Here is a 19,404-nt window from a genome sequence, read left to right on the forward strand (position 1 = left end):
GCAGCACGACCATGACAGACGACCACGTCTACCTGAGCCTCTCCGAGGCGTCCGACGAGCCCGAGGGCGAAGGCCGCTGGGCGTACGGGACGGGCTTCGCCGACCCGCTGCTCGGGGTGGACACCGCCGTGCCGCCCGGTCTGGACGGCGCCGACCTCGCCGCCTACTGCCTGATGCTGGGCGACGACGCCCTCGTCCTCGCCCAGCGGCTCACCGAGTGGTGCACCCGGGCGCCGGAGCTGGAGGAGGAGGTCGCGCTCGCCAACCTGGGCCTCGACCTGCTCGGCCAGGCCCGCCAGCTGCTCACCCGGGCCGGCCAGGCGGACGGCTCCGGCCGCACCGAGGACGACCTGGCGTACTGGCGCGAGGAGCACGACTTCCGCAACGTCCGGCTGGTCGAGGCGGAGAACGGGGACTTCGCGTTCTCGGTCGCCCGGCTGCTGGTCTTCGCGACCGCGCGCGGCGCGCTGTACGAGGCGCTGGCTACGCACCGCGACCCCGTGCTGGCGGCGGTCGCCGCCCGGGGCGTCAAGGAGCTGGCCTACCACCGCGAGTACGCCACCGCCTGGACGCTCCGGCTCGGCGACGGGACGCCGTACTCGGCGCTGCGGATGCAGGCCGGTCTGGACGCGGTCTGGCCGCTGGTGGAGGAGCTGTTCACGGCGCACCCGGTGGAGCTGCGGGTCGGCGTGGACCCGGCCGGCCTGCGCGAGCCGGTGCTGCGCTCGCTGGCCGCCGTCCTCGCCGAGGCCGGGCTGACCGTGCCCGAGGTGCCGGGGCTGGCCACGGTCGGCGGCCGGGCCGGGCGGGACGGCGTGCACACCGAGGCGCTCGGTCCGCTGCTGGCCGAGTTCCAGGTGGTGGCCCGCGCGCACCCGGGGGCGACATGGTGACCACCACGCGCGGCCGGGCCTGGGAGGTCGCGGCGAGCGTCCCGGATCCGGAGCTGCCCATGCTCACCCTGGCCGACCTCGGGGTGCTGGCCGAGGTGGAGGAGGGCGGTTCGACGGTGACCGCCTGGCTGACCCCGACCTACTCCGGGTGCCCTGCCGTCGCCGAGATGGCGGCCGATGTGGACCGCCGCCTGCACGCGGCGGGGTACCCGGACGTCCGGGTGCGGCTGCGGCTGGACCCGCCGTGGTCGACGGACCTGATCACCGAGGAGGGCCGCCGCAAGCTCGCCGAGGCGGGCATCGCGCCGCCCGACCGGGCGTCGGCGCACCGGTCGTCCCCCGGCCTGCTGGCCCTCGGCCCGACCCGCCGTGTGGTGGCCTGCCCGCTCTGCGGCGGCACCGACACCGAGGAGCTGTCCCGCTTCGGCTCGACCGCCTGCAAGGCGCTGTGGCGCTGCCGGGACTGCCGCGAGCCCTTCGAACGCGTCAAGGAGATCTGAATGGCCGCCAGCCCCGCCCCGGCCACCGGCCCCGTCCCGGCCACCAGTGCCGAGCAGGCCGCCGGCCCCGCCCCGGCCACCAGTGCCGAGCAGGCCGCCGGCCCCGCCCCGGCCGCCCGGCGTCCGGCCTTCCACCACCTGCGGATCGCCGAGGTGGAGCGGCTCTGCGACGACGCCGTCGCGGTGACCTTCGAGGTGCCGGAGGCGCTCGCCGAGGAGTTCGCGTTCCGCCCCGGACAGACGCTGACGCTGCGCCAGGTGGTGGACGGCACCGACGAGCGCCGCTCGTACTCGATCTGCGCCCCCGTCGGCGGCCCGCTGCGGATCGCCGTCCGCGAGGTGCCCGGCGGACTGTTCTCCCGCCGGCTGGTGCGCGAGGCGCGGGCGGGCGAGGAGGTCGAGGTGCTGACCCCGTCCGGGCTCTTCACCCCCGCGCTCGGCGAGCCCGCCGACCACGTGCTGCTGGCGGCCGGCTCCGGCATCACCCCGATGCTCTCCATCGCCGCCTCCGTCCTGGCCGCCGACCGCACCTCCACCGTCACGCTGCTCTACGGCAACCGGCGCAGCGACACCGTGATGTTCGCCGACGAGCTGGCCGACCTGAAGGACCGCTACCTCGGCCGGTTCCAGCTGGTGCACGTGCTCTCCCGGGAGACCCGGGACGCCGAGCTGCTCAGCGGGCGGCTGGACCCGGAGCGGGTCGAGGCGCTGCTGACCGCGCTGGTGGACGTGCCGGCGGTCGGTCACTGGTGGCTCTGCGGGCCGTTCGGGATGGTCACCGGCGCCAAGGAGCTGCTGGCCGGGCTGGGCGTGCCGACCGCGCGGGTGCACCAGGAGCTGTTCCACGCCGAGGACGAGCCGGCCGCCGAGCGGACCGAGCCGGCCGGTCCGGCGGACGGCGTCGCGCACAGCGAGGTCACCGTCGTCCTCGACGGGCGCGGCAGCACGCTCACGCTGCCGCGCGACCGGTCCGTCCTGGACGGCGCCCAGCGCTCCCGCCCCGACCTGCCGTTCGCCTGCAAGGGCGGGGTCTGCGGTACGTGCCGCGCCCTGGTCACCGAGGGCGAGGTGGAGATGCGCCGCAACTTCGCGCTGGAGGAGAAGGAGCTGGCCGCCGGCTACGTGCTGACCTGCCAGGCCCGCCCGCTCACCGACCGGGTGACGGTCGACTACGACCGCTGAGCGGGCACCGCGGCCGCCCCGGCCGGCGGTCCGAGCAGCGCGACGATGTCGTGGACGGCGGCCCGGCCCGCCCGGTTGGCACCGACGGTGCTGGCGGACGGGCCGTAGCCGACCAGGTGGACGCGCGGGTCGGCGGTGGCCCGGGTGCCGGTGAGGGCGATCCCGCCGCCGGGGGAGCGCAGGCCGAGCGGGGCGAGGTGGCCCACCTCGGGGCGGAACCCGGTGGCCCAGACGATCGCGTCGACCGCCAGCTCCCGCTCGCCCCAGGCGACGCCGTGCTCGGTGAGGCGGTCGAACATCGGCCGGCGGTGCAGGGCGCCGAGCTCCTCGGCCCGGCGGTAGGCGACGGACGGGCCGAGCCCGGTCACGCTCACCACGCTGCGCACCGGCAGCCCCTGGCGGACCCGCTCCTCGACCTTGGCGACCACCGCGCGGCCGTACTCGGGGGTGAACGGGCCCTCGTGGAAGACGGGCGGGGTGCGGGTGACCCAGACCGTCTCGCCGACGGCCGCGACCTCGGACAGCACCTGGACCGCCGAGGCGCCGCCGCCGACCACCAGGACGCGCTTTCCGGCGAACTCCGCCGGCCCCCGGTACTCGGCGTAGTGCAGCTGCCGCCCGGCGAAGTGGCCGGGGTAGTGCGGCACGAAGGGGCGGGTCCAGGTGCCGGTGGCGTTGATCAGCGCCCGGGTGGACCAGGTACCGGCGTCCGTCCCGACCAGCAGGCGGGCGTCCGGCCGGTCGGACTCGGAGCGCACCGCCCGGACGTGGACGGGGCGCACCACCGGGAGCGCGTGCTTCGCCTCGTACGCCGTGAAGTACCCCGGGACCACCTCGCGCGCGGGCGCGTCCGGGTCGGGCTCGGGCAGTTCGAAGTCGGGCAGGTCGTGGAAGCCGTGCACGGTGGCCATCCGCAGCGAGGGCGCGCGGTGCGCCCAGGCGCCGCCGGGGGCGGAACCGGCGTCGAGGACGACGAAGCCGCCGTCGGCGTCCTCCCGGTAGGGGGCGAAGCCGCGGCGGCGCAGATGGTAGGCGGCGGACAGACCGGCCTGCCCGGCCCCGACCACCAGGACGTCCACCCGTCGGGTCGTCCGGCCGGCCCCCGGGGCGGCGTCGGCGGCGAGCGGGGCGGCCCCGGGCTCGACCGCCCCCAGGTTGGTTGCACCGTAAACAGTCACGCCGGTGAAACATCCGGCGGGCGGGGAGTGTTCCCGGCGCGGGGGAGGACCCTCGCGCCGGGTCCCGGCGGTGGGTGCGGCCAGGGGCTCCGGCGGCCGGCTCAGGTGAGCGGGGAGATCACCACGGCAGTGCCGTAGGCGCAGACCTCGGTCCCCGCGTCCAGCGCCTCCGTCACGTCGAACCGGAACATCAGGACCGCGTTGCCGCCGCGTGCCTTGGTCTGCTCGACCAGGCGCTCCATCGCCTCGTTGCGGCTCTCCACCAGGGTCTTCGTCAGACCCCGCAGCTCGCCGCCGACCAGTGACTTCAGGGAGGCGCCGATCTGGCTGCCGATGTGCCGGCTGCGGACCGTCAGGCCGAAGACCTCGCCGATGACGTGGTCGACCCGGAAGCCGGGGATGTCGTTGGTGGTCACGACCAGGACCTGGGCGTCCGGGCGCTGCCCGCCGCCGAATTCGTCGATGTTAGCCATGGGGCCATCCTGCGGGCTGCGTACCGCCGGTGGGCAGAGGCATGGCCGGGAACCGGCGGAGAAGGCGTCGAGATGCCGGACGGACCGGTGATCGGTCGGCGGAAAGGCCGTACCGTAGCCCCATGGGCGAGCGAAGCGATCATCCACAGGGGCCGGGCGCGGCGGAGGACTCGGGCGCGCAGGAGATCGAGGCGACGGTGGTGCTGGGCCTGCGGATCACCGACTGGCCGGCGTTGCGGGCGGCCGCGATCGCGGCCGTCGAGGAGCTGGACTTCGCGGGCGTCGACCCGGCGGGTCAGCGGCGTGAGCTGCTGCGCGAGGTGTCGGAGGACGCCAACGCGGCGCTCGGCGCGTTGCTGCACCCGGACCGGCTGGTGGCCGCGATCGCCGGTGTCGAGGCGATCGGCGGCACGCTGGAGATCAGCGTGACCGAGGACTTCGCGCCGGATTTCGCCGAGTTGTTCCCGCTGGACGGCGGCGAGGACGAGGACGGCGGCGGCGGGGCCGGCGACTGGACGCTGACCCCGCGCACGGCCTGCCTCCTCCACGCCCAGCTGCTGGGCCTGGCCGACGCCGCGTACGACGACCTGGAGGAGCACGAGGACGAGCCGGTCGGCGACGGGGACGAGACGGACTGGACGGTCTTCGCCCGGCTGCCGCAGCGCACGTGGCGCCAGCACCGGAACTGGCGCCGGGCGATGGCCCGCGCCTTCGACGACCTCGCCGACGACCTCGCGCTCGGTGAGTGGCCGCTGCCGCGGAACCTGGCCGAGGAGATCGCGCTGCGGATGGCCCTGGTGGACGCCCGCACGCTGCTCGGCGCGCAGCCGGAGTCGGTCGCCGACATGATGGGCGACCTGCCGGCCGACCTCTACGACTACGACTGGGACGGCTGCCACGACGAGCTCTTCGGGGTCTTCGGGCCGGACGACGGCGATCCGGAGCTGAGCACCGAGCAGCGCACCGAACTGCTGCTCGCGGCGACCCACCCGGAGGGCTGGTTCCTGGTGTACGAGGACGCCGAGGAGCGGGATCCGCAGCGTGGCTACCGGCGCTGACGGCGCGGGTCGGGGCGGCCCGGCCGGGTGGGGCGGGGGGCGCGGCGGCCGGTTAGGCTGCGGGCATGTCCGATTTGTCAGACATTCCTGACGGGCCCGCCCCCGGCGCGGGCCTCGCCGACGCCGGTGCGGCCGCCGCGCTGGGTACCGCCGTCTCCGGCGCCCGCGCCACCGGAGCCGCCGCCGGAGCCGGTGCCCACGACGCCGCCGGAGCCGCCGATGCCGGGGCCCACGACGCCGCCGGTGCCGACGACCGCGTGCTGGAGCGGCTCACGCTGGGCCTGGAGGGCGTCGAGGCCGCCCAGCGCGGGCGGCGGGCGCAGGCCCGGGAGAGCTTCGAGCGGCTCTGGCACGAGCTCGGTGAACGCGGCGACGTCTTCCACCGCTGCGTGCTCGCCCACTACCTGGCCGATCTGCAGGACGATCCGCACGCCGAGCTGGAGTGGGACCGCCGGGCCCTGGCCGCCGCCGACTCGCTGACCGCCGAGCGCGCGCAGACCTACGCGGCCGCCCTCCAGGTCCGGGCGTTCTACCCGGCCCTGCACCTCAACCTGGCCTCCGACCACCTCAAGCTCGGCGAGCCCGAGCCGGCGCGCGAGCAGCTGGAGCGCGCCGTGCGGAGCCTCGACGCGCTGCCGCAGGACGCGTACAGCGCGGGTATCCGGACCGCCGTCGAGGAGTTGCGGCAGCGCCTGCGCTGACCGGCCCGCCGGCCCCCGGTGGGAGCCCCGGGCCCGGCGGTGCGTCCCGGCCGACCTGGCGTGATCACCGCCGCGTGCGGGCTGGCATGCTGGACGGGTGACTTCTCCGTTCGACGCCCCCGTCCCCGCCCCTGCTCCCGAGGACCGCGACGCCCGGCCGCAGTACGTGCTGCCGCTGGTCGTCCGGCTGGAGCGGGCCACCCCGCCCGGGCGGACCGACGCGCTGGAGACCTCGGCGCGGGCCGTGCTCACCCTGCTCTCCGACCCCCGGGTCACCGCGCCGGACGGCGAGTGGGCCGAGCGGGTCGAGGCCTGGGAGGACGCCCGGATCCGCAAGGTCGTCCGGCGCGCCCGGGGCGGCGAGTGGCGCCGGGCGGGCGAGCTGCCGGGCATCACGGTGGCCGGCCGGGAGGCGGAGGTGCGGGTGTTCCCGCCGGTCCCGCTCGATGGCTGGCCCAAGGAGCTCGCCAAGCTCCAGGTCTCCGGCACCGATCTGGAGGAGAGCGGTCCGGTCGCCGAGTCCGGGGCGGGCCTGCCGGTGCTCTGGCTCAACCCGGAGCTGGAGATGAGCGCCGGCAAGACGATGGCCCAGACCGGCCACGCCGCCCAGCTCGCCTGGTGGCGGCTGGACGACGCGCAGCGCAAGGAGTGGGCGGAGTCCGGCTTCGCGCTGGCGGTCCGGACAGCCACCCCGCAGGCCTGGGCGGAGCTGGTGGCGAGCGGTCTGCCGCTGGTCCAGGACGCGGGGTTCACCGAGATCGCCCCGGGGAGCTGCACGGTGGTCGCGGAGCACCCGGCGCTGCGGCGCGGCTGACCGGGGCCGGTGGGCGGGCCGGGCGACCGCCGCCGGTCACCCGGCGCGGACCGCGTACCGGCGCACCGAGCGCAGACCGGCGCAGGCCGCCGCGGCCGCCCAGAGGGCCATGATCAGCAGACCGGTCCAGTGGCCGTAGTGCACCGTCGGGTCCGCCTGGGTGCGCATCGCGTGGAAGCCGGCCCGGTCGGGCAGGAACTGCGCCGCCTCGCGCACCCCGGGGATCGCCGTCAGCACGGTGGTGCCGAGGAAGAGCATCGGGGTGAGCAGGCCGAGCGCGGCGCTGAGGTTGCGCAGGACGGCGGTCAGCCCGAGGCAGAGCACGATCAGCAGCGGGTGGTAGAGCACCCCGGCGAGGAAGCTGCGCCCGGTACCGGGAACGGTGAGGTCCACCCCCACGGTCGCGGCGGTGGCCAGGAACGAGCCGGCCGTGGAGACCAGCCCCAGCAGCAGCCCGAGCCCGGCGCCGAGGGCCAGCTTCGCGCCGTAGAGGCGCCCGCGCCGGGGGACGGCGGTGAGCGAGGCGGCGATCATGCGGGTGTTGAACTCCTGCCCGATCAGCAGGACGCCCACGCAGGCCACCGCGACATGGCCGAACTGCAGGCCGTAGTAGATCCCGATGGACGGGTCCTCGCCGGGGGTGTGGTCCACCTGCCCGTACGCGGCGTTGACGGCGGCGGTGATGCCGACGGTCAGCGCGAGGGCGACGAGCGGAGTGCTCCACTGCGAGCGGAGGGTGGTGAACTTGAGCCGCTCCGAGCGGAGCACGGCGGCGGTGGTCATCGCGGGGGTGTCCTTTCCGGCAGGTCCGGTCGTGGGGAGTGGCGGTCAGGCGTCGGCCCGGCGCAGCGCGCGCAGGCCGCCGTACGCGGCCGCGGCCGCCCAGAGGGCCATGATCAGCAGGCCGGTCCAGTGCCCGTAGACGACCTGCGGATCGTCGGCGTAGTGCAGCGCGTACTGGCCGGCCCGGTCGGGCAGGAACTGCACCACGCGGCGGACCCCCGGCACGCCGGCCAGCAGCGGGGAGAGCAGGAAGACCGTCGGTACCAGCAGGCCCATCGCGGCGGTGAGGTTGCGCAGCACGGCGGTCAGGCCGACGCAGGTCACCACCAGCAGCACCGGGTACAGCACCCCGACGGTGGCGCTGCGGAGCAGGGCGGGGCCGTCCCAGGCACCGGTGGCGTAGGCGGCGTAGCCCGCGAAGGAGCCGGCCGTCCCGAGCAGGCCGACGACGAGGGCCACCAGCGCGCCCAGGGTGAGCTTCCCGGCGTAGAACCGCCCGCGCCGGGGGACGGCGGTGAGCGAGACGCCGATCATGCGGGTGTTGAACTCCTGCCCGACCAGCAGGACGCCGAAGCAGGTCAGGGCGGCCTGGCCGAAGTTGAGGCCGTAGTGGATCCCGATGCCGGGGTCGTCGATCAGGCTGGCGTCCTCGTCGCCGAGCGCCGCGGCGGTGGCGGTGCCGAGCCCGGCCGTCAGCAGGACCGCCAGGAGCGGCGTCAGCCAGAGCGAGCGCAGGGTGACGAGCTTGATCCACTCGGACCGCAGGACCTGCCCGAAGCCCGTCGGGGCGGACCCCGGGGCCGGCGCCCTGCCGGTGCGGACGGGCGTGCCGGTGGCGCTCATGCCGCCACCGCCCGGTACTCGACACTGTCGGCGGTCATCCGCATGAAGGCCTCCTCCAGCGAGTCCTGTTGGACGGCGATCTCGTACAGCACCACGCCGTTGGCCGCCGCCAGTGCGGCGATCCGTTCCGGCTCGGCGCCGGTGACCTCCCAGGCGCCGCCGTCCACCGCCTCGGCGGCCAGGTCGGAGCCGGCCAGCAGGGCGGCCAGCTTCACCGGGTCCACCGCGCGGACCCGGACCCGGGTGCGGCCGTGGCGGTCGAGGAAGTCGGAGGTGGCGGCGTCCGCCAGCAGCCGGCCCCGGCCGATCACCACCAGGTGGTCGGCGGTGAGCGCCATCTCGGTCATCAGGTGCGAGGAGACCAGCACCGACCGTCCCTCGGCGGCGAGTTCGCGCAGCAGGGTGCGGATCCACCGGATGCCCTCCGGGTCGAGGCCGTTGACCGGCTCGTCGAGCATCAGCACCGGCGGATCGCCGAGGAGCGCGGCGGCCACGCCGAGGCGCTGGCGCATGCCGAGCGAGAAGCCGCGGATCCGGCGGCCGGCCGCGTCGGCGAGACCGACCTGGCCGAGCACCTCGGCCACCCGGCGCTCCGGCAGGCCGCCCGCGGCGGCCAGCCAGCGCAGGTGGCCGCGGGCGGTGCGGCCGCCGTGCAGGGCGTGGGCGTCCAGCAGCGCGCCGACCTGCCGCAGCGGGTCGGCCAGTTCGGCGTAGGGGCGGCCGCCGACCAGCGCGCGGCCGGCGGTCGGCCGGTCCAGGCCGAGGACCAGTCGCATGGTGGTGGTCTTGCCCGCGCCGTTCGGCCCGAGGAAGCCCGTCACCACACCGGGCCGGACCTCGAAGTCGAGGTCGTCGACCACGCGTGTGCCGTCGTACTCCTTGGTGAGGCCCTGAACCTGGATCACGGCTGCCCTCCCTCTCTGTCGATGGCCCTATTCGACCGGAGCGGAGGCTGCGGCGGATCCCGCCGGGGAGGGGACCGGCCTCCCTCCCGGGAGGGAGGCCGTCCGTGCCCCTGGCCTGGCAGGATGGCCGGATGCCCAGGATCCTCGCGCCGCTGCTGAGCGCCGCCACCTACGCGCGGTGGCTCCATCTGCTGATCGGTCTGATCTTCGCCGGCGTCGTCCTGCTGGTCTTCCCGGGGACGGAGGGGCGCAGCCTCGGCGGGCTGCTCGCGCTGGCCGTCCCGCTGGACGTCGCGCTGCTCGTGGCGGCCGCCCTGGTACCCGCGATGCGCCGGGCGGAGGGTGTCCAGGCCCGGTTGCTGCTGATGCCCGCGCGGGAGCAGGACATCGCGGCCGAGCCGGCCCGCGGCTTCGCCGACCGGCGCCGTACGGCGGCCTGGCTGATCGGGCGGGTGGCCCTCGGGACGGCCGTCGGCTTCCCGTCCGTCCTGGTGCCGGCCGCCGCCGTCGGGCTGCTCGTCCGGCCGGAGCCGGACCTCTTCGGCCTCCGGCTCCCGGCGCGCGAGGGGTTCACCTGGTACCCGCTGCTGGCACCGGTGCTGATGTTCGCCCTCGGCTGGCTGGTGGTCTGGGCGGGCCGTCTCCAACTCGCCATGGCGGTGCGGTTGCTGGGGCCGTCCCCGGCCGAGCGGCTGGCCGCCGCCGAGCTGCGGGCCGAACGCCTGCTGGAGCGCAACCGGCTGGCCCGGGAGCTGCACGACTCCATCGGCCACGCGCTGACGGTGACGGTCATCCAGGCGGGCGCGGCGCGGGAGGTGGGCGACCCGGCGTTCGTCGCCAAGGCGCTCGAAGTCATCGAGGAGACCGGCCGGCAGGCGATGGAGGACCTGGAACGCACGCTCGTCCTGCTCCGCGAGACCCGCGACACCGCCGGTACGGGCGGGGCCTTCGAGGGCGCGGACGGCGCCGACGGCCCGGCCACCGAGCGGCCCGGCATCGGGCAGCTGCCCGCCCTCTTCGACACCGCGCGCGCGGCCGGCAGCCCGGTCGAGGCGTGGATCGGCGTACCGGCGGCGAAACTGCCCGGGGTGCTCTCCCGGGAGGGTTACCGGATCGTCCAGGAGGGTGTCACCAACGCCCTCAAGTACGCGCCGGGTGAGCCGATCACCGTCCGGATCACGGTGCGGGAGGGGCAGTTGGAGCTGCGCTGCACCAACGCGCTGGCGTCGTCCGCCGTCCGCGCGACACCACACCGGGGCGGCAAGGGACTTCGCGGCATCCGCGAACGGGCCACCCTGCTCGGCGGCGAGGCCGCGGCGGGGCCGGAGGCCGGGCAGTGGGTGCTGGCCGTGCGGATGCCCCTACGCTTGGGCGCGTGATGATCGACATTCTGCTGGCCGACGACGAGGAGCTGGTCCGGGCCGGGCTGCGGGCCGTCCTGGAGGCGCAGGGCGACCTGCGGGTGGTCGGCGAGGCCGCCGACGGCGCCGAGGCGGTCGCGATGGCGCGCGAACTGCGCCCGCACGTGGTGCTGATGGACGTCCGGATGCCCCGGCTGGACGGTCTCGCGGCGACCCGCGCGCTCGTCGGGGCCGTGCCGCCCGGCGGGCAGCCGCCGAAGATCCTGGTCGTCACCACCTTCGAGAACGACGACTACGTCTACCAGGCCCTGCGCGCCGGGGCCGACGGCTTCCTGCTGAAGCGCTCCCGCCCGGCGGAGATCGCCCACGCCGTCCGGCTGGTCGCGGCGGGTGAGTCGCTGCTCTTCCCGACCGCGATCCGCCGTCTGGCCGCCGGCCAGGGCAACCGGGCGGCCCGGGACACGATGGCCCGCGCCGCGCTGACCGAGCGCGAGGCCGAGGTGCTGCGCCTGGTGGCCCGGGGGCTGACCAACGGTGAGATCGCCGAGCAGCTCTTCCTCGGCGTGCAGACGGTGAAGACGCACGTCAGCAGCGTGCTGGCGAAGCTCGGGGCGCGGGACCGCACCCAGGCGGTGATCGCCGCGTACGAGTCCGGGTTCGTGGAGCCCTCGGAGTAGCCGGGCGCCGGCCGGCGGCTCCGGGCGGCGGCCCGCTCAGGCCGGGTAGGCGTGGGTCTGGACGGCCTTGACCGAGGCCCAGACGGACGTGCCGGTCGCCAGGTCGAGTTCGGCCGCGGCGGCGGGGGTGAGGTCGGCCGCCATCGGGAGGGCGCCGGCCAGGTCGGCGCGGACCTGGTCGCCGTGCAGGTCCAGCCCCGCGATCTCCAGCTTCCAGACGTTGCGCGCACTGCCGTGCGGCCGCTCCCGGTGCAGCGTCACGGCGGCCGGCGGGAAGGCCACGAAGGCCGGGCCGGTCAGCTCCTCGGAGGTGGCCAGCTCGGTGCCGTCGGCCAGCGTGACCCGGCGGCCGTCCGCGAGGCCCTGGTACAGGTTGAGACCGACCAGGCGGGCGATGTAGTCGGTGCGCGGCCGCCGGGCGATCTCGGCGGGGCTCCCGGACTGCACCACGCGGCCGTCCTCGATCACCACCAGCCGGTCGGCCAGCACCATGGCGTCCAGCGGATCGTGCGTCACCAGCACCGCCACTGCCTCGAACTCGGCCAGGTGGCGCCGAAGTTGTGAGCGGACGTCGAGCCGGGTGCGGGCGTCCAGGGCGGCCAGCGGCTCGTCGAGCAGCAGCAGCCGGGGCCGGACGGCCAGCGCCCGGGCGAGCGCGACCCGCTGGGCCTGGCCGCCGGAGAGCCGGCTGGGGCGGGTGCCCGCGTGCTCGGCCAGGCCCAGCCGCTCCAGCCAGCCGGCCGCCTCGGCCCGGGCCGCGCGCTTGGGCCGGCCCTGGCAGCGCGGGCCGAACGCCACGTTGTCGAGTGCGCTGAGGTGCGGGAAGAGCAGGTAGTCCTGGAACACCACGCCGACCGGCCGTTCCTCGGCGGGGGTGTGCAGCCGCTCGGCCGGGTCCTCCAGCACCCGGCCGTCCAGCCGCAGATGGCCCGCGGTGAGCGGGAGCAGCCCGGCGAGGGCCCGCAGCGCGGTGGACTTGCCTGCGCCGTTCGGCCCGAGCAGGGCGACCACCTCGCCGGGGGCGGCGGTGAGCGCGAGGTCGAGGCTGAAGGCGGCGCGGTCCACCCGCAGCCGGGCGTCGAGGGCGTGCTTCGCGGCGGTCATCGTGGCAGTGTCCCGGGGGAGGTGCGGGGCGGCGGGGCGCCCACGGAGGTGGCGGGCAGGGCGCGGGTGGGCAGGGAGCGGGCGGAGGGCTCGGCGCGGCCGCCGGCCGGGGTGCCGGTCACGGGGTGGACAGCCAGCGGTCGCGCAGGCCCGCCAGGACGGCGATGGAGACCACCAGCAGGACGAGCGAGAGCGCGATCGCCGCCTCCGGATCCGACTCCATGGCCAGGTAGACGGCGAGCGGCATGGTCTGCGTCCGGCCCGGGAAGTTGCCGGCGAAGGTGATCGTCGCGCCGAACTCGCCGAGCGCCCGGGCCCAGGCCAGCACCGCGCCGGCCCCGATGCCGGGGGCGATCAGTGGCAGGGTGACCCGGCGGAAGGCGGTCAGCCGGGAGGCACCCAGGGTGGCGGCCGCCTCCTCGTAGCGCGGGTCGGCGGCCCGCAGCGCGCCCTCGACGCTGATCACCAGGAAGGGCATCGCGACGAACGCCTCGGCGATCACCACACCGGTGGTGGTGAACGGCAGGGTGATCCCGAAGGCGGAGTCCAGCCAGGAGCCGACGATGCCGCGCCGCCCGAGCACCAGCAGCAGCGCCACCCCGCCGACCACCGGCGGCAGCACCAGCGGCAGCGTGACCAGCGCACGGACCAGCCGGCGGGCGGGCAGTTCGGTCCGCGCCAGCACCCAGGCCAGTGGCACCCCGAGGACCAGCGACACCCCGGTGGCCGCCGTCGCGCAGAACAGCGAGAGCCGCAGCGCGTCCCACACCTCGGTACTGGTGAGCTGTTCCGGCAGCGTGCTCCAGGGGGCCCGGACCAGCAGGCCGACCAGCGGCAGGGTCAGGAACGCCAGCCCGAGCAGGGCCGGGAGCAGCAGCGCGACCGGGACGCGCCGCCCGCGCCGTCGCCGGTGCGCCGTGCCCGCTCGCGGGGGCTCGGCGCCGGAGGCGGCGCGGACGCCGGAGCCGGCGGTGGTGCGGCGGCTCATGGTGCCTGGAAGCCCGCCGCGGTGAGCACCTGCTGGGCCTCGGGCGACTGGATGTAGGCCACGAAGGCGGCGGCGCCGTCCTTGTGCGGCGCCTTGGCGAGGGCGGCGATCGGGTAGTCGTTCACGGCCCTGGCGGCCTCGGGGAAGTCCACGCCGTCGATCTTCGCAGCATCGGCCTTCACATCGGTCCGGTAGACCAGCGAGGCGTCGACCTCGCCCAGCTCGACCTTGGTGAGCGCGCCCTTGACGTCCTGCTCCAGGGTGACCGGGGTCAGGTTGACGTCGGCGGCCTTGAGCGCGGTCAGGGCGGCGGCGCCGCAGGGCACCTCCTTCGCGCAGAGGGCGACCTTGACCCCGGGGGCGGTGAGGTCGTTCAACCCGGCGACGTGCTTGGGGTTGCCCTTCGGCACGGCGATGGTGAGCGTGTTCCTGACGAAGGTCTTCGGCTCACCGGTGGCGCCGCCCGCGTCGGTGACCGTCTTCATGGTCGCAGGGCTGGCGGCGGCGAACACGTCCGCCGGGGCACCGGAGTTGATGCTGGTGGCGAGGCTGGAGCTGCCGCCGAAGTTGAAGGTGACCTTGGCGCCCGGGTTGGCCGCCTCGAACGTCTTGCCGAGGTCGGTGAAGGTCTCCTTCAGCGAGGCGGCGGCGAAGACGGTGATCGAGCCGGACACCCTGGCGGCGCCGGTCGACGCCGGGGTGTCCGCCCCGGCGGCCGGGGCTGCGGTGGACGAGCCGCCGGAGGCCTTGTCGCCGCCGTCGCTGCCGCAGGCGGTGACCCCGAGGCTGAGGGCGAGGGCCGCTGCGGCGGCGACGGCGAGTCTGCGGGAGCGCACGGCACGGATGCTCATCGGTATTCCCCTCCTGGGCGCGCCGGAAGGGGCGCGGGGACGCTGCCGCAGGTGCGGCCATTACGCCGATCATAGTGCCGCAAATGCGAGCGGAAAGTGCCTGTCTCATTGCACAGGCAGGTGCCGCCGGGATTCGTGCCCCGGCTGTGGGAAGGCTCAAACCGGGCGGTCGGCCGGCCCCTCGGCGAGGGGGCCGACGCCGCTGCGCGCCCCTGCCGAGCCCGCCGCCCGGCACCTCCGCGGCGGGCGGGCGTCGAGCGGGGGATCCCCGCGCCGGCCGGGAAAACCCGTCGCGCGCGAGCAGCACGAGGGGCGAGAGTGCTCACCGGGCGTGAGCGCGCCCGGTCAACCCGGCCGGGCAGCGGTCCGCCCGTGCGCACCCGCGCCCGTACACACCCGCGCCCGTACGCACCGCCGGCCGACCGGCCGGGCCAAGGGGAGGAGCCCACCCGTGTCCACACTGCGTGTCACCGCCGAACGGCTGACCGTCCTGGCGCACCCGAACGCCGACGCCCTGGAGCTGGCACAGGTCGGGCTCTACCGGGCGGTGGTGGCCAAGGGCGCGTACCGGACCGGCGACTACGCCGTCTACATCCCCGAGCAGGCCGTGCTGCCCGCGCCGCTGATCGAGGAGCTGGGCCTGACCGGGCGGCTGGCCGGGAGCGGCGCCGACCGGGTGAAGGCCGTCCGGCTGCGCGGCGAACTGTCGCAGGGCATCGTCTGCCGGCCCGGTGCGCTGGCCGGCACCGATCTGGCGGCCGCCGCCGAGCGCGGCGAGGACTTCGCCGAACGGCTGGGCGTGGTGAAGTGGCGGCCGCCGATCCCCACGGCGATGAACGGCGAGGTGGTCCGCGCGCCGGACCTGCTGCCGTGGGTGGACATCGAGAACCTCAAGCGCTTCCCCGGGATCTTCGAGCCCGGCGAGCCGGTCGTACTGACCGAGAAGCTGCACGGCAGTTGCTGCCTCGTCACCTACCACGCCGCCGGGGGAGAGGTGCAGGTGGCCTCGAAGGGCATCGGCGCCCAGGGGCTGGCGCTGGCCGAGGACGGGCGGAACCTCTACTGGCGGGCCGTCCGGGCACACGGCATACCGGCGGTGGCCGCCCGGCTGGCGGAGCGGCTCGGCGCCGAGCGGGTGGGCATCTTCGGCGAGGTGTTCGGCGCCGGTGTGCAGGACCTCACGTACGGCGAGTCCGGCCGCACCGAGCTGCCCGGCTACGCGGCGTTCGACGTCTCGGCGGTGGTGGACGGGCAGCTGCGCTGGCTGTCGGCGGCCGAACTGCTCGGCGGTGAGCTGCCGGTGGTGCCCGAGCTGTGGCGCGGCCCGTTCGACCCGGACACCGTGCTGGCGCTGGCCCAGGGGCGCGAGACGGTCTCCGGGCGCGAACTGCACGTGCGCGAGGGCGTGGTGGTCCGTCCGGTGGCCGAGCGGTACAGCCCGGTGGTGGGCGGCCGGGCGATCGCCAAGGTGGTCGGCGACGCCTATCTGACCCGCAAGGGCGGCACCGAGTACGAGTAGGAGGGCTCGCCGGCCGACCGCCGGGCGGGGCGGCGCAGGACCGGTTCATTCGAGCACAGCCTCCCCAGGGTGCGGGCAGCTTTCCATATCTTCGGGTGACTTCTTTCGGGGTCCCGATAGCGTCCCACGCACCCCGGACCGGAAGCGCACGTTCGGACGGCATATGACGGGTGATCGGCCCCTCCGGACCGGTCACCCGCCCGCCGGCCGTGCGGAGCCCGCCCGGTCCAGGGAACCCGGGGCGCGGCGGGGGCCGCCCCGGGCCCCGACCGCTCGACCGGAGGTCCCATGGGCACGACGAGCCACCTCGGCTCCGGCTGGGTGACGCCCGCGCTGTCGTGCGTGGTGGCCTGCGCCCTCGCGGCGCTCGGCCTGCGCCGCACCCTGCGCGGTCTCGCGGCGACCGGCGCCGCCCGGCGGAACCGGCTGCTCACCGCGGCGGCGGCGATCGGCTCCGGCATCTGGACGATGGACGTCGTGGCGATGTCCGGCTTCACCCCCGACGGCGCCGAAGCGTGCCACGGCGTTCCGGCGGCGGTGCTCGGCCTGCCGGTGGCCGTCCTGGTCACCGGTCCGGGGGTGTGCGCCGTCGGGTACGGGCGCCGCCGCGGCCCCGCGCTCCTGGCCGGCGGCGTGATCACCGGCCTCGGGATCGCCGCGGTGCACTACCTCGACCTGGCGGCCCTGCGGACCCGCGGCGGCCTGCGCTTCGACCCGGGCACGGTGGCGCTCTCGGTGCTGGTCGCGGTCGGGGCGGCCACCGGCTCGCTCTGGGCCGTCGTCACCCTCTGCAGCGCGGCGGCCGAGACCGCCGCCTCCCTGGTGATGGGGCTCGCCGTCAGCTGTCTGCACTGCGCGCGGACGGCCGCCGTGCCCGCCCGGGCCGGGCTCGACGGGACCGACCCGATGGAGTTCGTCCTTCCGCTCGCCGTCGGGACCGGGTCCTTCCTCTTCCTCGCCGCCGCCTTCGCCGCGCTCTCGCCGCCGGCCCCGGACCGCGCCGCCCGCCGGGAGGCGAGCGAGCTGACCATCGAGGAGTTCCCGGCGGCGCCCGCGCGCCCCGGGCCGGGCCGGCACGACCGCGCGGCCTGACGCCGTCCCGGCCGCCGGCCCGCCGGGCGCGACGGGCCGTCCGGAACGGTTCGGGGGCGCCACCCGCGGACGGGTGGCGCCCCCGCGCCGGTGCGCGGAACGGGTCAGCCGCGGGTCTGGAACGCGATCCTGGTCCAGCTGGAGCCCGGGCAGTTGCCCCAGACCGCCCACGGCTGCGTCCGGGCGCCGATCCAGAGCCCGGTGGTGGAAGTGCCGTTGGCGCAGTAGGTGATGGTGCGCAGCTCGCCCGAGTAGATCCGGCAGTTGCCCTCCCAGCGCCAGCCGTAGTCGGCGGTGATGGTGCAGCGGTAGGAGGCGGTGACGGCCTCGGCGGACGCGCCCGGACCGGCGGAGATGGACTGGTCGCCGGCGGCCGGCGCGGCGGACGCCGGCAGGGTGGTGGCGCCGACCGCGCCGAGGGCGGCCGCGGCCACCATCCCGAACTTGGCGATGTTCCTGGCGATACAACCTGACATGGGTGCTCTCTCCTCGCTCGTGGTGCCTGCCCCGGCCGGGCGTCGGGAGCCGGAAGTCCCCGGCTGCGCCCGGACGATGACGCGTTGCACACGAATGACTGCGGAGCGTGAGACGACAATCTATGATGTGACCTGTGTCACAGGCTGGTTGTCGGCCGGGCCGTCAACCGTGCCTCCGGGGTGCCGATGTCCGAGGGGGCGGCATGGAGTTCAGTGGTGGGTGCCGGGGCGGGCGGGAGCCGGATCCCGGACCCGCCTCCGACACGGCCGAGTTCAACCGGGTGTTCACGGATCTGCTGCCCCGGCTCCACCGCGCGGCCGTCGGGCTCACCGGTAGTCGGGCCGCCGCCGACGACGTCGTCCACGACGCGTATCTGCGGATCGCCCGCGGCCCCGACCGGTTCCTCGGCCATCCGCAGCCCTACGCCTACGCGTTCACCACGATGGCGAACCTCGTCCGGGACCAGTGGCGGCGCGAACGCCGCCGGGTGCCGCCGCCCGAGTGGGCGGCCGACGAGCAGGCCTGCGCCGATCCGCTCGGCGGCGGGCTGGGGGAGCTGCTGGCGCGCTGGGAGGTGCTCCGGCTGCTGGGCCGGCTGACCGCCAAGCAGGCCCGGGTGGTGCAGCTGGTCGACCTCGACGGGTACAGCGTCGACGAGGCCGCCGCGCTGCTCGGCCTGCACCGCTCCACGTTGGCGGTCACCCGGCGCCGGGCGCTGGCCCGGCTCCGGGCGGTCCTCGAAGGCGAACGCGAGCACGGACGCGGTGACGAGGGAGGCCGGGGGTGCGAGGGGCAGTGTGCCGGCGGGCTCCCCGGCCGCAACCCGGTCGAACGCGCGGGAGACCGCGACCGCGACCGTGCCCGCCGCTGCGACCCGGTCCGGGGCCGCTCCGGCCCCGAGGCGCGGCCGTGCGCCCAGCGGTGGCGGCGGGGAGGGGCCGCCGACGCACCGAACTGACGGCAAGTCAGCTGATGCGGGTCCCCGGCCCGTACGCTGCCCATCGTGATCGCGTACGAGGAACACCGGATCCGCACCCTGGCCGAGGACGGCCGCTGGTCCGAGCTGCTCGGCCACTACCGGCGCGCCCGGGCCCTCGCGGCGGCGCGCGACGGCGAGCAGCGGGCGGCGGCGGAGACCGCGTCGCTCGGCCACCTGATCGCCTACGCCGCGCCGCCCGAGCTGGCCGTCCGCCTGTTCGACCGCGATGGCGGCCCGGGCAGCGCCGCCGGAACGGCGGACCACGACGCCGGTCCGCTCTGGGAGGTACTGGCGACCCGGCACTCCTGGCTGCGGCTGGCCCCGCTGCTCGGTCCGGCCCCGGTGCGCCGGCTGGTCGCGCACACCCGGGTGCTGATCGGCGAGGACCTCTCGTACGGGGCCGAGCCCGATCCGGAGGGCGTCCCGCTGCAACTGGAGCCCTGGGAGACGGCCGGCTGGGGCGAGGGCGTGCGGGTCCGGGACTACCTGCCGGCCGGCGGTTCGCGCAGCGCCCTGCTGACGCTGCCCGCCACCCGGGAGGGGCTCGGCCCCGTCCTGCTGCCCGAGCCCGGTACCCGGCTGCGCGGGCAGCGGGCCACCCGGGGGCTGGCCGCGCTGGCGGACTGGGTGGAGGTGGTCTGCGCCCGCGGGCCGGCCCCGCAGGCCGCCGCCCTGGTGGCGCCGGGGCGGCGGGTCACCGGGGGGTACCTGCCGTTCGCGCTGGCCTACCCGGTGCTGCTGCTGGCCGGTGTGGTGGACCGGGCGCACGGCTCGGCACAGGGCCGGCTGGCGCTGTGGCGGGCGCTCGGCGCGATGGCCGGCGCGGGCGGCCCGAACCGCGCCGAGGTGAACGCCCTGGTGGCCCGGATGCGCTGCTTCACCTGGTGCGAACCGGAGGACGGGCTGCGCCATCTGCACATCGCGGTGGAGGATCCGGCGAGCGGTCTGAGCTGGGCGGTCAGCGGATCCGACGATTTCTGACCTCGCCCGGCGGCGTTCACCCGGTCGCCGGGCGGCGACCGGGTG

The 19,404-nt window shown here is 76.1% G+C and carries 21 protein-coding genes; 12 read left to right on the plus strand and 9 right to left on the minus strand.

Annotated features, from left to right (window positions below):
* Window positions 1-11 precede the first annotated feature (11 nt).
* Genes paaC through paaE form a run of 3 tightly spaced genes read left to right on the plus strand, consistent with a single transcriptional unit; the run spans window position 12 to window position 2,575 of the window.
* Window positions 12-893 carry a 1,2-phenylacetyl-CoA epoxidase subunit PaaC gene (gene paaC / locus ABZ497_RS10080; protein ID WP_352291080.1) on the plus strand — a complete coding sequence of 294 codons (882 nt, stop codon included), beginning with the start codon at window positions 12-14 and terminating at the stop codon, window positions 891-893.
* Window positions 887-1,393 carry a 1,2-phenylacetyl-CoA epoxidase subunit PaaD gene (gene paaD / locus ABZ497_RS10085; RefSeq protein ID WP_359804236.1) on the plus strand — a complete coding sequence of 169 codons (507 nt, stop codon included), beginning with the start codon at window positions 887-889 and terminating at the stop codon, window positions 1,391-1,393. The genes paaC and paaD overlap by 7 nt, the downstream gene beginning before the upstream one ends.
* The gene (paaE, locus tag ABZ497_RS10090) at window positions 1,394-2,575 is read left to right on the plus strand and encodes a 1,2-phenylacetyl-CoA epoxidase subunit PaaE (protein WP_359804237.1); all 1,182 of its coding nucleotides are present in this window, start codon (window positions 1,394-1,396) and stop codon (window positions 2,573-2,575) included.
* Here the strand turns inward: paaE and ABZ497_RS10095 are convergent.
* Window positions 2,563-3,654: an NAD(P)-binding domain-containing protein gene (locus ABZ497_RS10095; RefSeq protein WP_359804336.1), complete on the minus strand. Its 1,092-nt coding sequence runs from the start codon at window positions 3,652-3,654 to the stop codon at window positions 2,563-2,565. The genes paaE and ABZ497_RS10095 overlap by 13 nt on opposite strands.
* A gap of 200 nt (window positions 3,655-3,854) precedes the next feature.
* The gene (locus ABZ497_RS10100; RefSeq protein WP_329490498.1) at window positions 3,855-4,226 is read right to left on the minus strand and encodes a YbjQ family protein; all 372 of its coding nucleotides are present in this window, start codon (window positions 4,224-4,226) and stop codon (window positions 3,855-3,857) included.
* Between the two features lie 122 nt (window positions 4,227-4,348).
* Between ABZ497_RS10100 and ABZ497_RS10105 the strand changes: the two genes are divergently transcribed.
* The 3 genes from ABZ497_RS10105 (at window position 4,349) to ABZ497_RS10115 (ending at window position 6,799) form a co-directional block, all read left to right on the plus strand.
* The gene (locus tag ABZ497_RS10105; RefSeq protein WP_329490499.1) at window positions 4,349-5,284 is read left to right on the plus strand and encodes a hypothetical protein; all 936 of its coding nucleotides are present in this window, start codon (window positions 4,349-4,351) and stop codon (window positions 5,282-5,284) included.
* Between the two features lie 65 nt (window positions 5,285-5,349).
* The gene (locus tag ABZ497_RS10110) at window positions 5,350-5,985 is read left to right on the plus strand and encodes a hypothetical protein (RefSeq protein ID WP_359804238.1); all 636 of its coding nucleotides are present in this window, start codon (window positions 5,350-5,352) and stop codon (window positions 5,983-5,985) included.
* 97 nt (window positions 5,986-6,082) lie between these two features.
* Window positions 6,083-6,799 carry an aminoacyl-tRNA hydrolase gene (locus ABZ497_RS10115; RefSeq protein ID WP_329490501.1) on the plus strand — a complete coding sequence of 239 codons (717 nt, stop codon included), beginning with the start codon at window positions 6,083-6,085 and terminating at the stop codon, window positions 6,797-6,799.
* A 36-nt stretch (window positions 6,800-6,835) separates the two neighbouring features.
* Here ABZ497_RS10115 and ABZ497_RS10120 read toward each other — a convergent pair whose 3' ends face one another.
* Genes ABZ497_RS10120 through ABZ497_RS10130 form a run of 3 tightly spaced genes read right to left on the minus strand, consistent with a single transcriptional unit; the run spans window position 6,836 to window position 9,330 of the window.
* Complete coding sequence (locus ABZ497_RS10120) at window positions 6,836-7,582, minus strand: hypothetical protein (RefSeq protein WP_359804239.1); 747 nt, start codon at window positions 7,580-7,582, stop codon at window positions 6,836-6,838.
* A 45-nt stretch (window positions 7,583-7,627) separates the two neighbouring features.
* Window positions 7,628-8,425 carry an ABC transporter permease gene (locus ABZ497_RS10125; protein ID WP_359804240.1) on the minus strand — a complete coding sequence of 266 codons (798 nt, stop codon included), beginning with the start codon at window positions 8,423-8,425 and terminating at the stop codon, window positions 7,628-7,630.
* Window positions 8,422-9,330, minus strand: a complete 909-nt coding sequence (locus tag ABZ497_RS10130; protein WP_359804241.1) for an ABC transporter ATP-binding protein — start codon at window positions 9,328-9,330, stop codon at window positions 8,422-8,424. Before ABZ497_RS10130 ends, ABZ497_RS10125 begins: the two co-directional genes overlap by 4 nt.
* Window positions 9,331-9,461: 131 nt before the next feature.
* Here ABZ497_RS10130 and ABZ497_RS10135 point away from each other — a divergent pair, with 131 nt between their 5' ends.
* Together ABZ497_RS10135 and ABZ497_RS10140 are read left to right on the plus strand one after the other, a co-directional pair.
* Complete coding sequence (locus tag ABZ497_RS10135) at window positions 9,462-10,709, plus strand: histidine kinase (protein ID WP_359804242.1); 1,248 nt, start codon at window positions 9,462-9,464, stop codon at window positions 10,707-10,709.
* Window positions 10,706-11,368: a response regulator transcription factor gene (locus ABZ497_RS10140; protein WP_359804243.1), complete on the plus strand. Its 663-nt coding sequence runs from the start codon at window positions 10,706-10,708 to the stop codon at window positions 11,366-11,368. The genes ABZ497_RS10135 and ABZ497_RS10140 overlap by 4 nt, the downstream gene beginning before the upstream one ends.
* Window positions 11,369-11,404: 36 nt before the next feature.
* Here ABZ497_RS10140 and ABZ497_RS10145 read toward each other — a convergent pair whose 3' ends face one another.
* The 3 genes from ABZ497_RS10145 to modA form a co-directional block, all read right to left on the minus strand.
* Complete coding sequence (locus ABZ497_RS10145) at window positions 11,405-12,472, minus strand: ATP-binding cassette domain-containing protein (protein WP_359804244.1); 1,068 nt, start codon at window positions 12,470-12,472, stop codon at window positions 11,405-11,407.
* A gap of 118 nt (window positions 12,473-12,590) precedes the next feature.
* Entirely contained in the window at window positions 12,591-13,460 is an 870-nt protein-coding gene (locus tag ABZ497_RS10150; RefSeq protein ID WP_359804245.1) for an ABC transporter permease, read from the minus strand.
* The gene (gene modA, locus ABZ497_RS10155; RefSeq protein ID WP_359804246.1) at window positions 13,457-14,311 is read right to left on the minus strand and encodes a molybdate ABC transporter substrate-binding protein; all 855 of its coding nucleotides are present in this window, start codon (window positions 14,309-14,311) and stop codon (window positions 13,457-13,459) included. Before modA ends, ABZ497_RS10150 begins: the two co-directional genes overlap by 4 nt.
* A gap of 451 nt (window positions 14,312-14,762) precedes the next feature.
* Between modA and ABZ497_RS10160 the strand changes: the two genes are divergently transcribed.
* Both ABZ497_RS10160 and ABZ497_RS10165 read left to right on the plus strand, forming a co-directional pair.
* Entirely contained in the window at window positions 14,763-15,830 is a 1,068-nt protein-coding gene (locus ABZ497_RS10160; protein ID WP_329490510.1) for an RNA ligase (ATP), read from the plus strand.
* 288 nt (window positions 15,831-16,118) lie between these two features.
* Window positions 16,119-16,922, plus strand: a complete 804-nt coding sequence (locus tag ABZ497_RS10165; RefSeq protein ID WP_359804247.1) for an MHYT domain-containing protein — start codon at window positions 16,119-16,121, stop codon at window positions 16,920-16,922.
* Between the two features lie 104 nt (window positions 16,923-17,026).
* Here ABZ497_RS10165 and ABZ497_RS10170 read toward each other — a convergent pair whose 3' ends face one another.
* On the minus strand, window positions 17,027-17,398 hold the full coding sequence (locus tag ABZ497_RS10170) for a hypothetical protein (protein ID WP_359804248.1): 372 nt from the start codon (window positions 17,396-17,398) through the stop codon (window positions 17,027-17,029).
* A 203-nt stretch (window positions 17,399-17,601) separates the two neighbouring features.
* Here ABZ497_RS10170 and ABZ497_RS10175 point away from each other — a divergent pair, with 203 nt between their 5' ends.
* On the plus strand, window positions 17,602-18,357 hold the full coding sequence (locus ABZ497_RS10175) for an RNA polymerase sigma factor (RefSeq protein WP_359804249.1): 756 nt from the start codon (window positions 17,602-17,604) through the stop codon (window positions 18,355-18,357).
* Window positions 18,358-18,402: 45 nt separating this feature from the next.
* Entirely contained in the window at window positions 18,403-19,359 is a 957-nt protein-coding gene (locus tag ABZ497_RS10180) for a hypothetical protein (RefSeq protein WP_359804250.1), read from the plus strand.
* Window positions 19,360-19,404: the final 45 nt, after the last annotated feature.

It is taken from the genome of Kitasatospora sp. NPDC005751, assembly GCF_040630835.1.
Taxonomy (GTDB): domain Bacteria; phylum Actinomycetota; class Actinomycetes; order Streptomycetales; family Streptomycetaceae; genus Kitasatospora.

Bases quoted from the DNA above. Each gene is read 5' to 3' on its own strand.
- paaC (WP_352291080.1), top strand. From the start codon at position 12: ATGACAGACGACCACGTCTACCTGAGCCTCTCCGAGGCGTCCGACGAG.
- paaD (WP_359804236.1), top strand. From the start codon at position 887: ATGGTGACCACCACGCGCGGCCGGGCCTGGGAGGTCGCGGCGAGCGTC.
- paaE (WP_359804237.1), top strand. From the start codon at position 1,394: ATGGCCGCCAGCCCCGCCCCGGCCACCGGCCCCGTCCCGGCCACCAGT.
- ABZ497_RS10100 (WP_329490498.1), bottom strand. From the start codon at position 4,226: ATGGCTAACATCGACGAATTCGGCGGCGGGCAGCGCCCGGACGCCCAG.
- ABZ497_RS10105 (WP_329490499.1), top strand. From the start codon at position 4,349: ATGGGCGAGCGAAGCGATCATCCACAGGGGCCGGGCGCGGCGGAGGAC.
- ABZ497_RS10110 (WP_359804238.1), top strand. From the start codon at position 5,350: ATGTCCGATTTGTCAGACATTCCTGACGGGCCCGCCCCCGGCGCGGGC.
- ABZ497_RS10120 (WP_359804239.1), bottom strand. From the start codon at position 7,582: ATGACCACCGCCGCCGTGCTCCGCTCGGAGCGGCTCAAGTTCACCACC.
- ABZ497_RS10125 (WP_359804240.1), bottom strand. From the start codon at position 8,425: ATGAGCGCCACCGGCACGCCCGTCCGCACCGGCAGGGCGCCGGCCCCG.
- ABZ497_RS10135 (WP_359804242.1), top strand. From the start codon at position 9,462: ATGCCCAGGATCCTCGCGCCGCTGCTGAGCGCCGCCACCTACGCGCGG.
- ABZ497_RS10145 (WP_359804244.1), bottom strand. From the start codon at position 12,472: ATGACCGCCGCGAAGCACGCCCTCGACGCCCGGCTGCGGGTGGACCGC.
- ABZ497_RS10150 (WP_359804245.1), bottom strand. From the start codon at position 13,460: ATGAGCCGCCGCACCACCGCCGGCTCCGGCGTCCGCGCCGCCTCCGGC.
- modA (WP_359804246.1), bottom strand. From the start codon at position 14,311: ATGAGCATCCGTGCCGTGCGCTCCCGCAGACTCGCCGTCGCCGCCGCA.
- ABZ497_RS10165 (WP_359804247.1), top strand. From the start codon at position 16,119: ATGGGCACGACGAGCCACCTCGGCTCCGGCTGGGTGACGCCCGCGCTG.
- ABZ497_RS10170 (WP_359804248.1), bottom strand. From the start codon at position 17,398: ATGTCAGGTTGTATCGCCAGGAACATCGCCAAGTTCGGGATGGTGGCC.
- ABZ497_RS10175 (WP_359804249.1), top strand. From the start codon at position 17,602: ATGGAGTTCAGTGGTGGGTGCCGGGGCGGGCGGGAGCCGGATCCCGGA.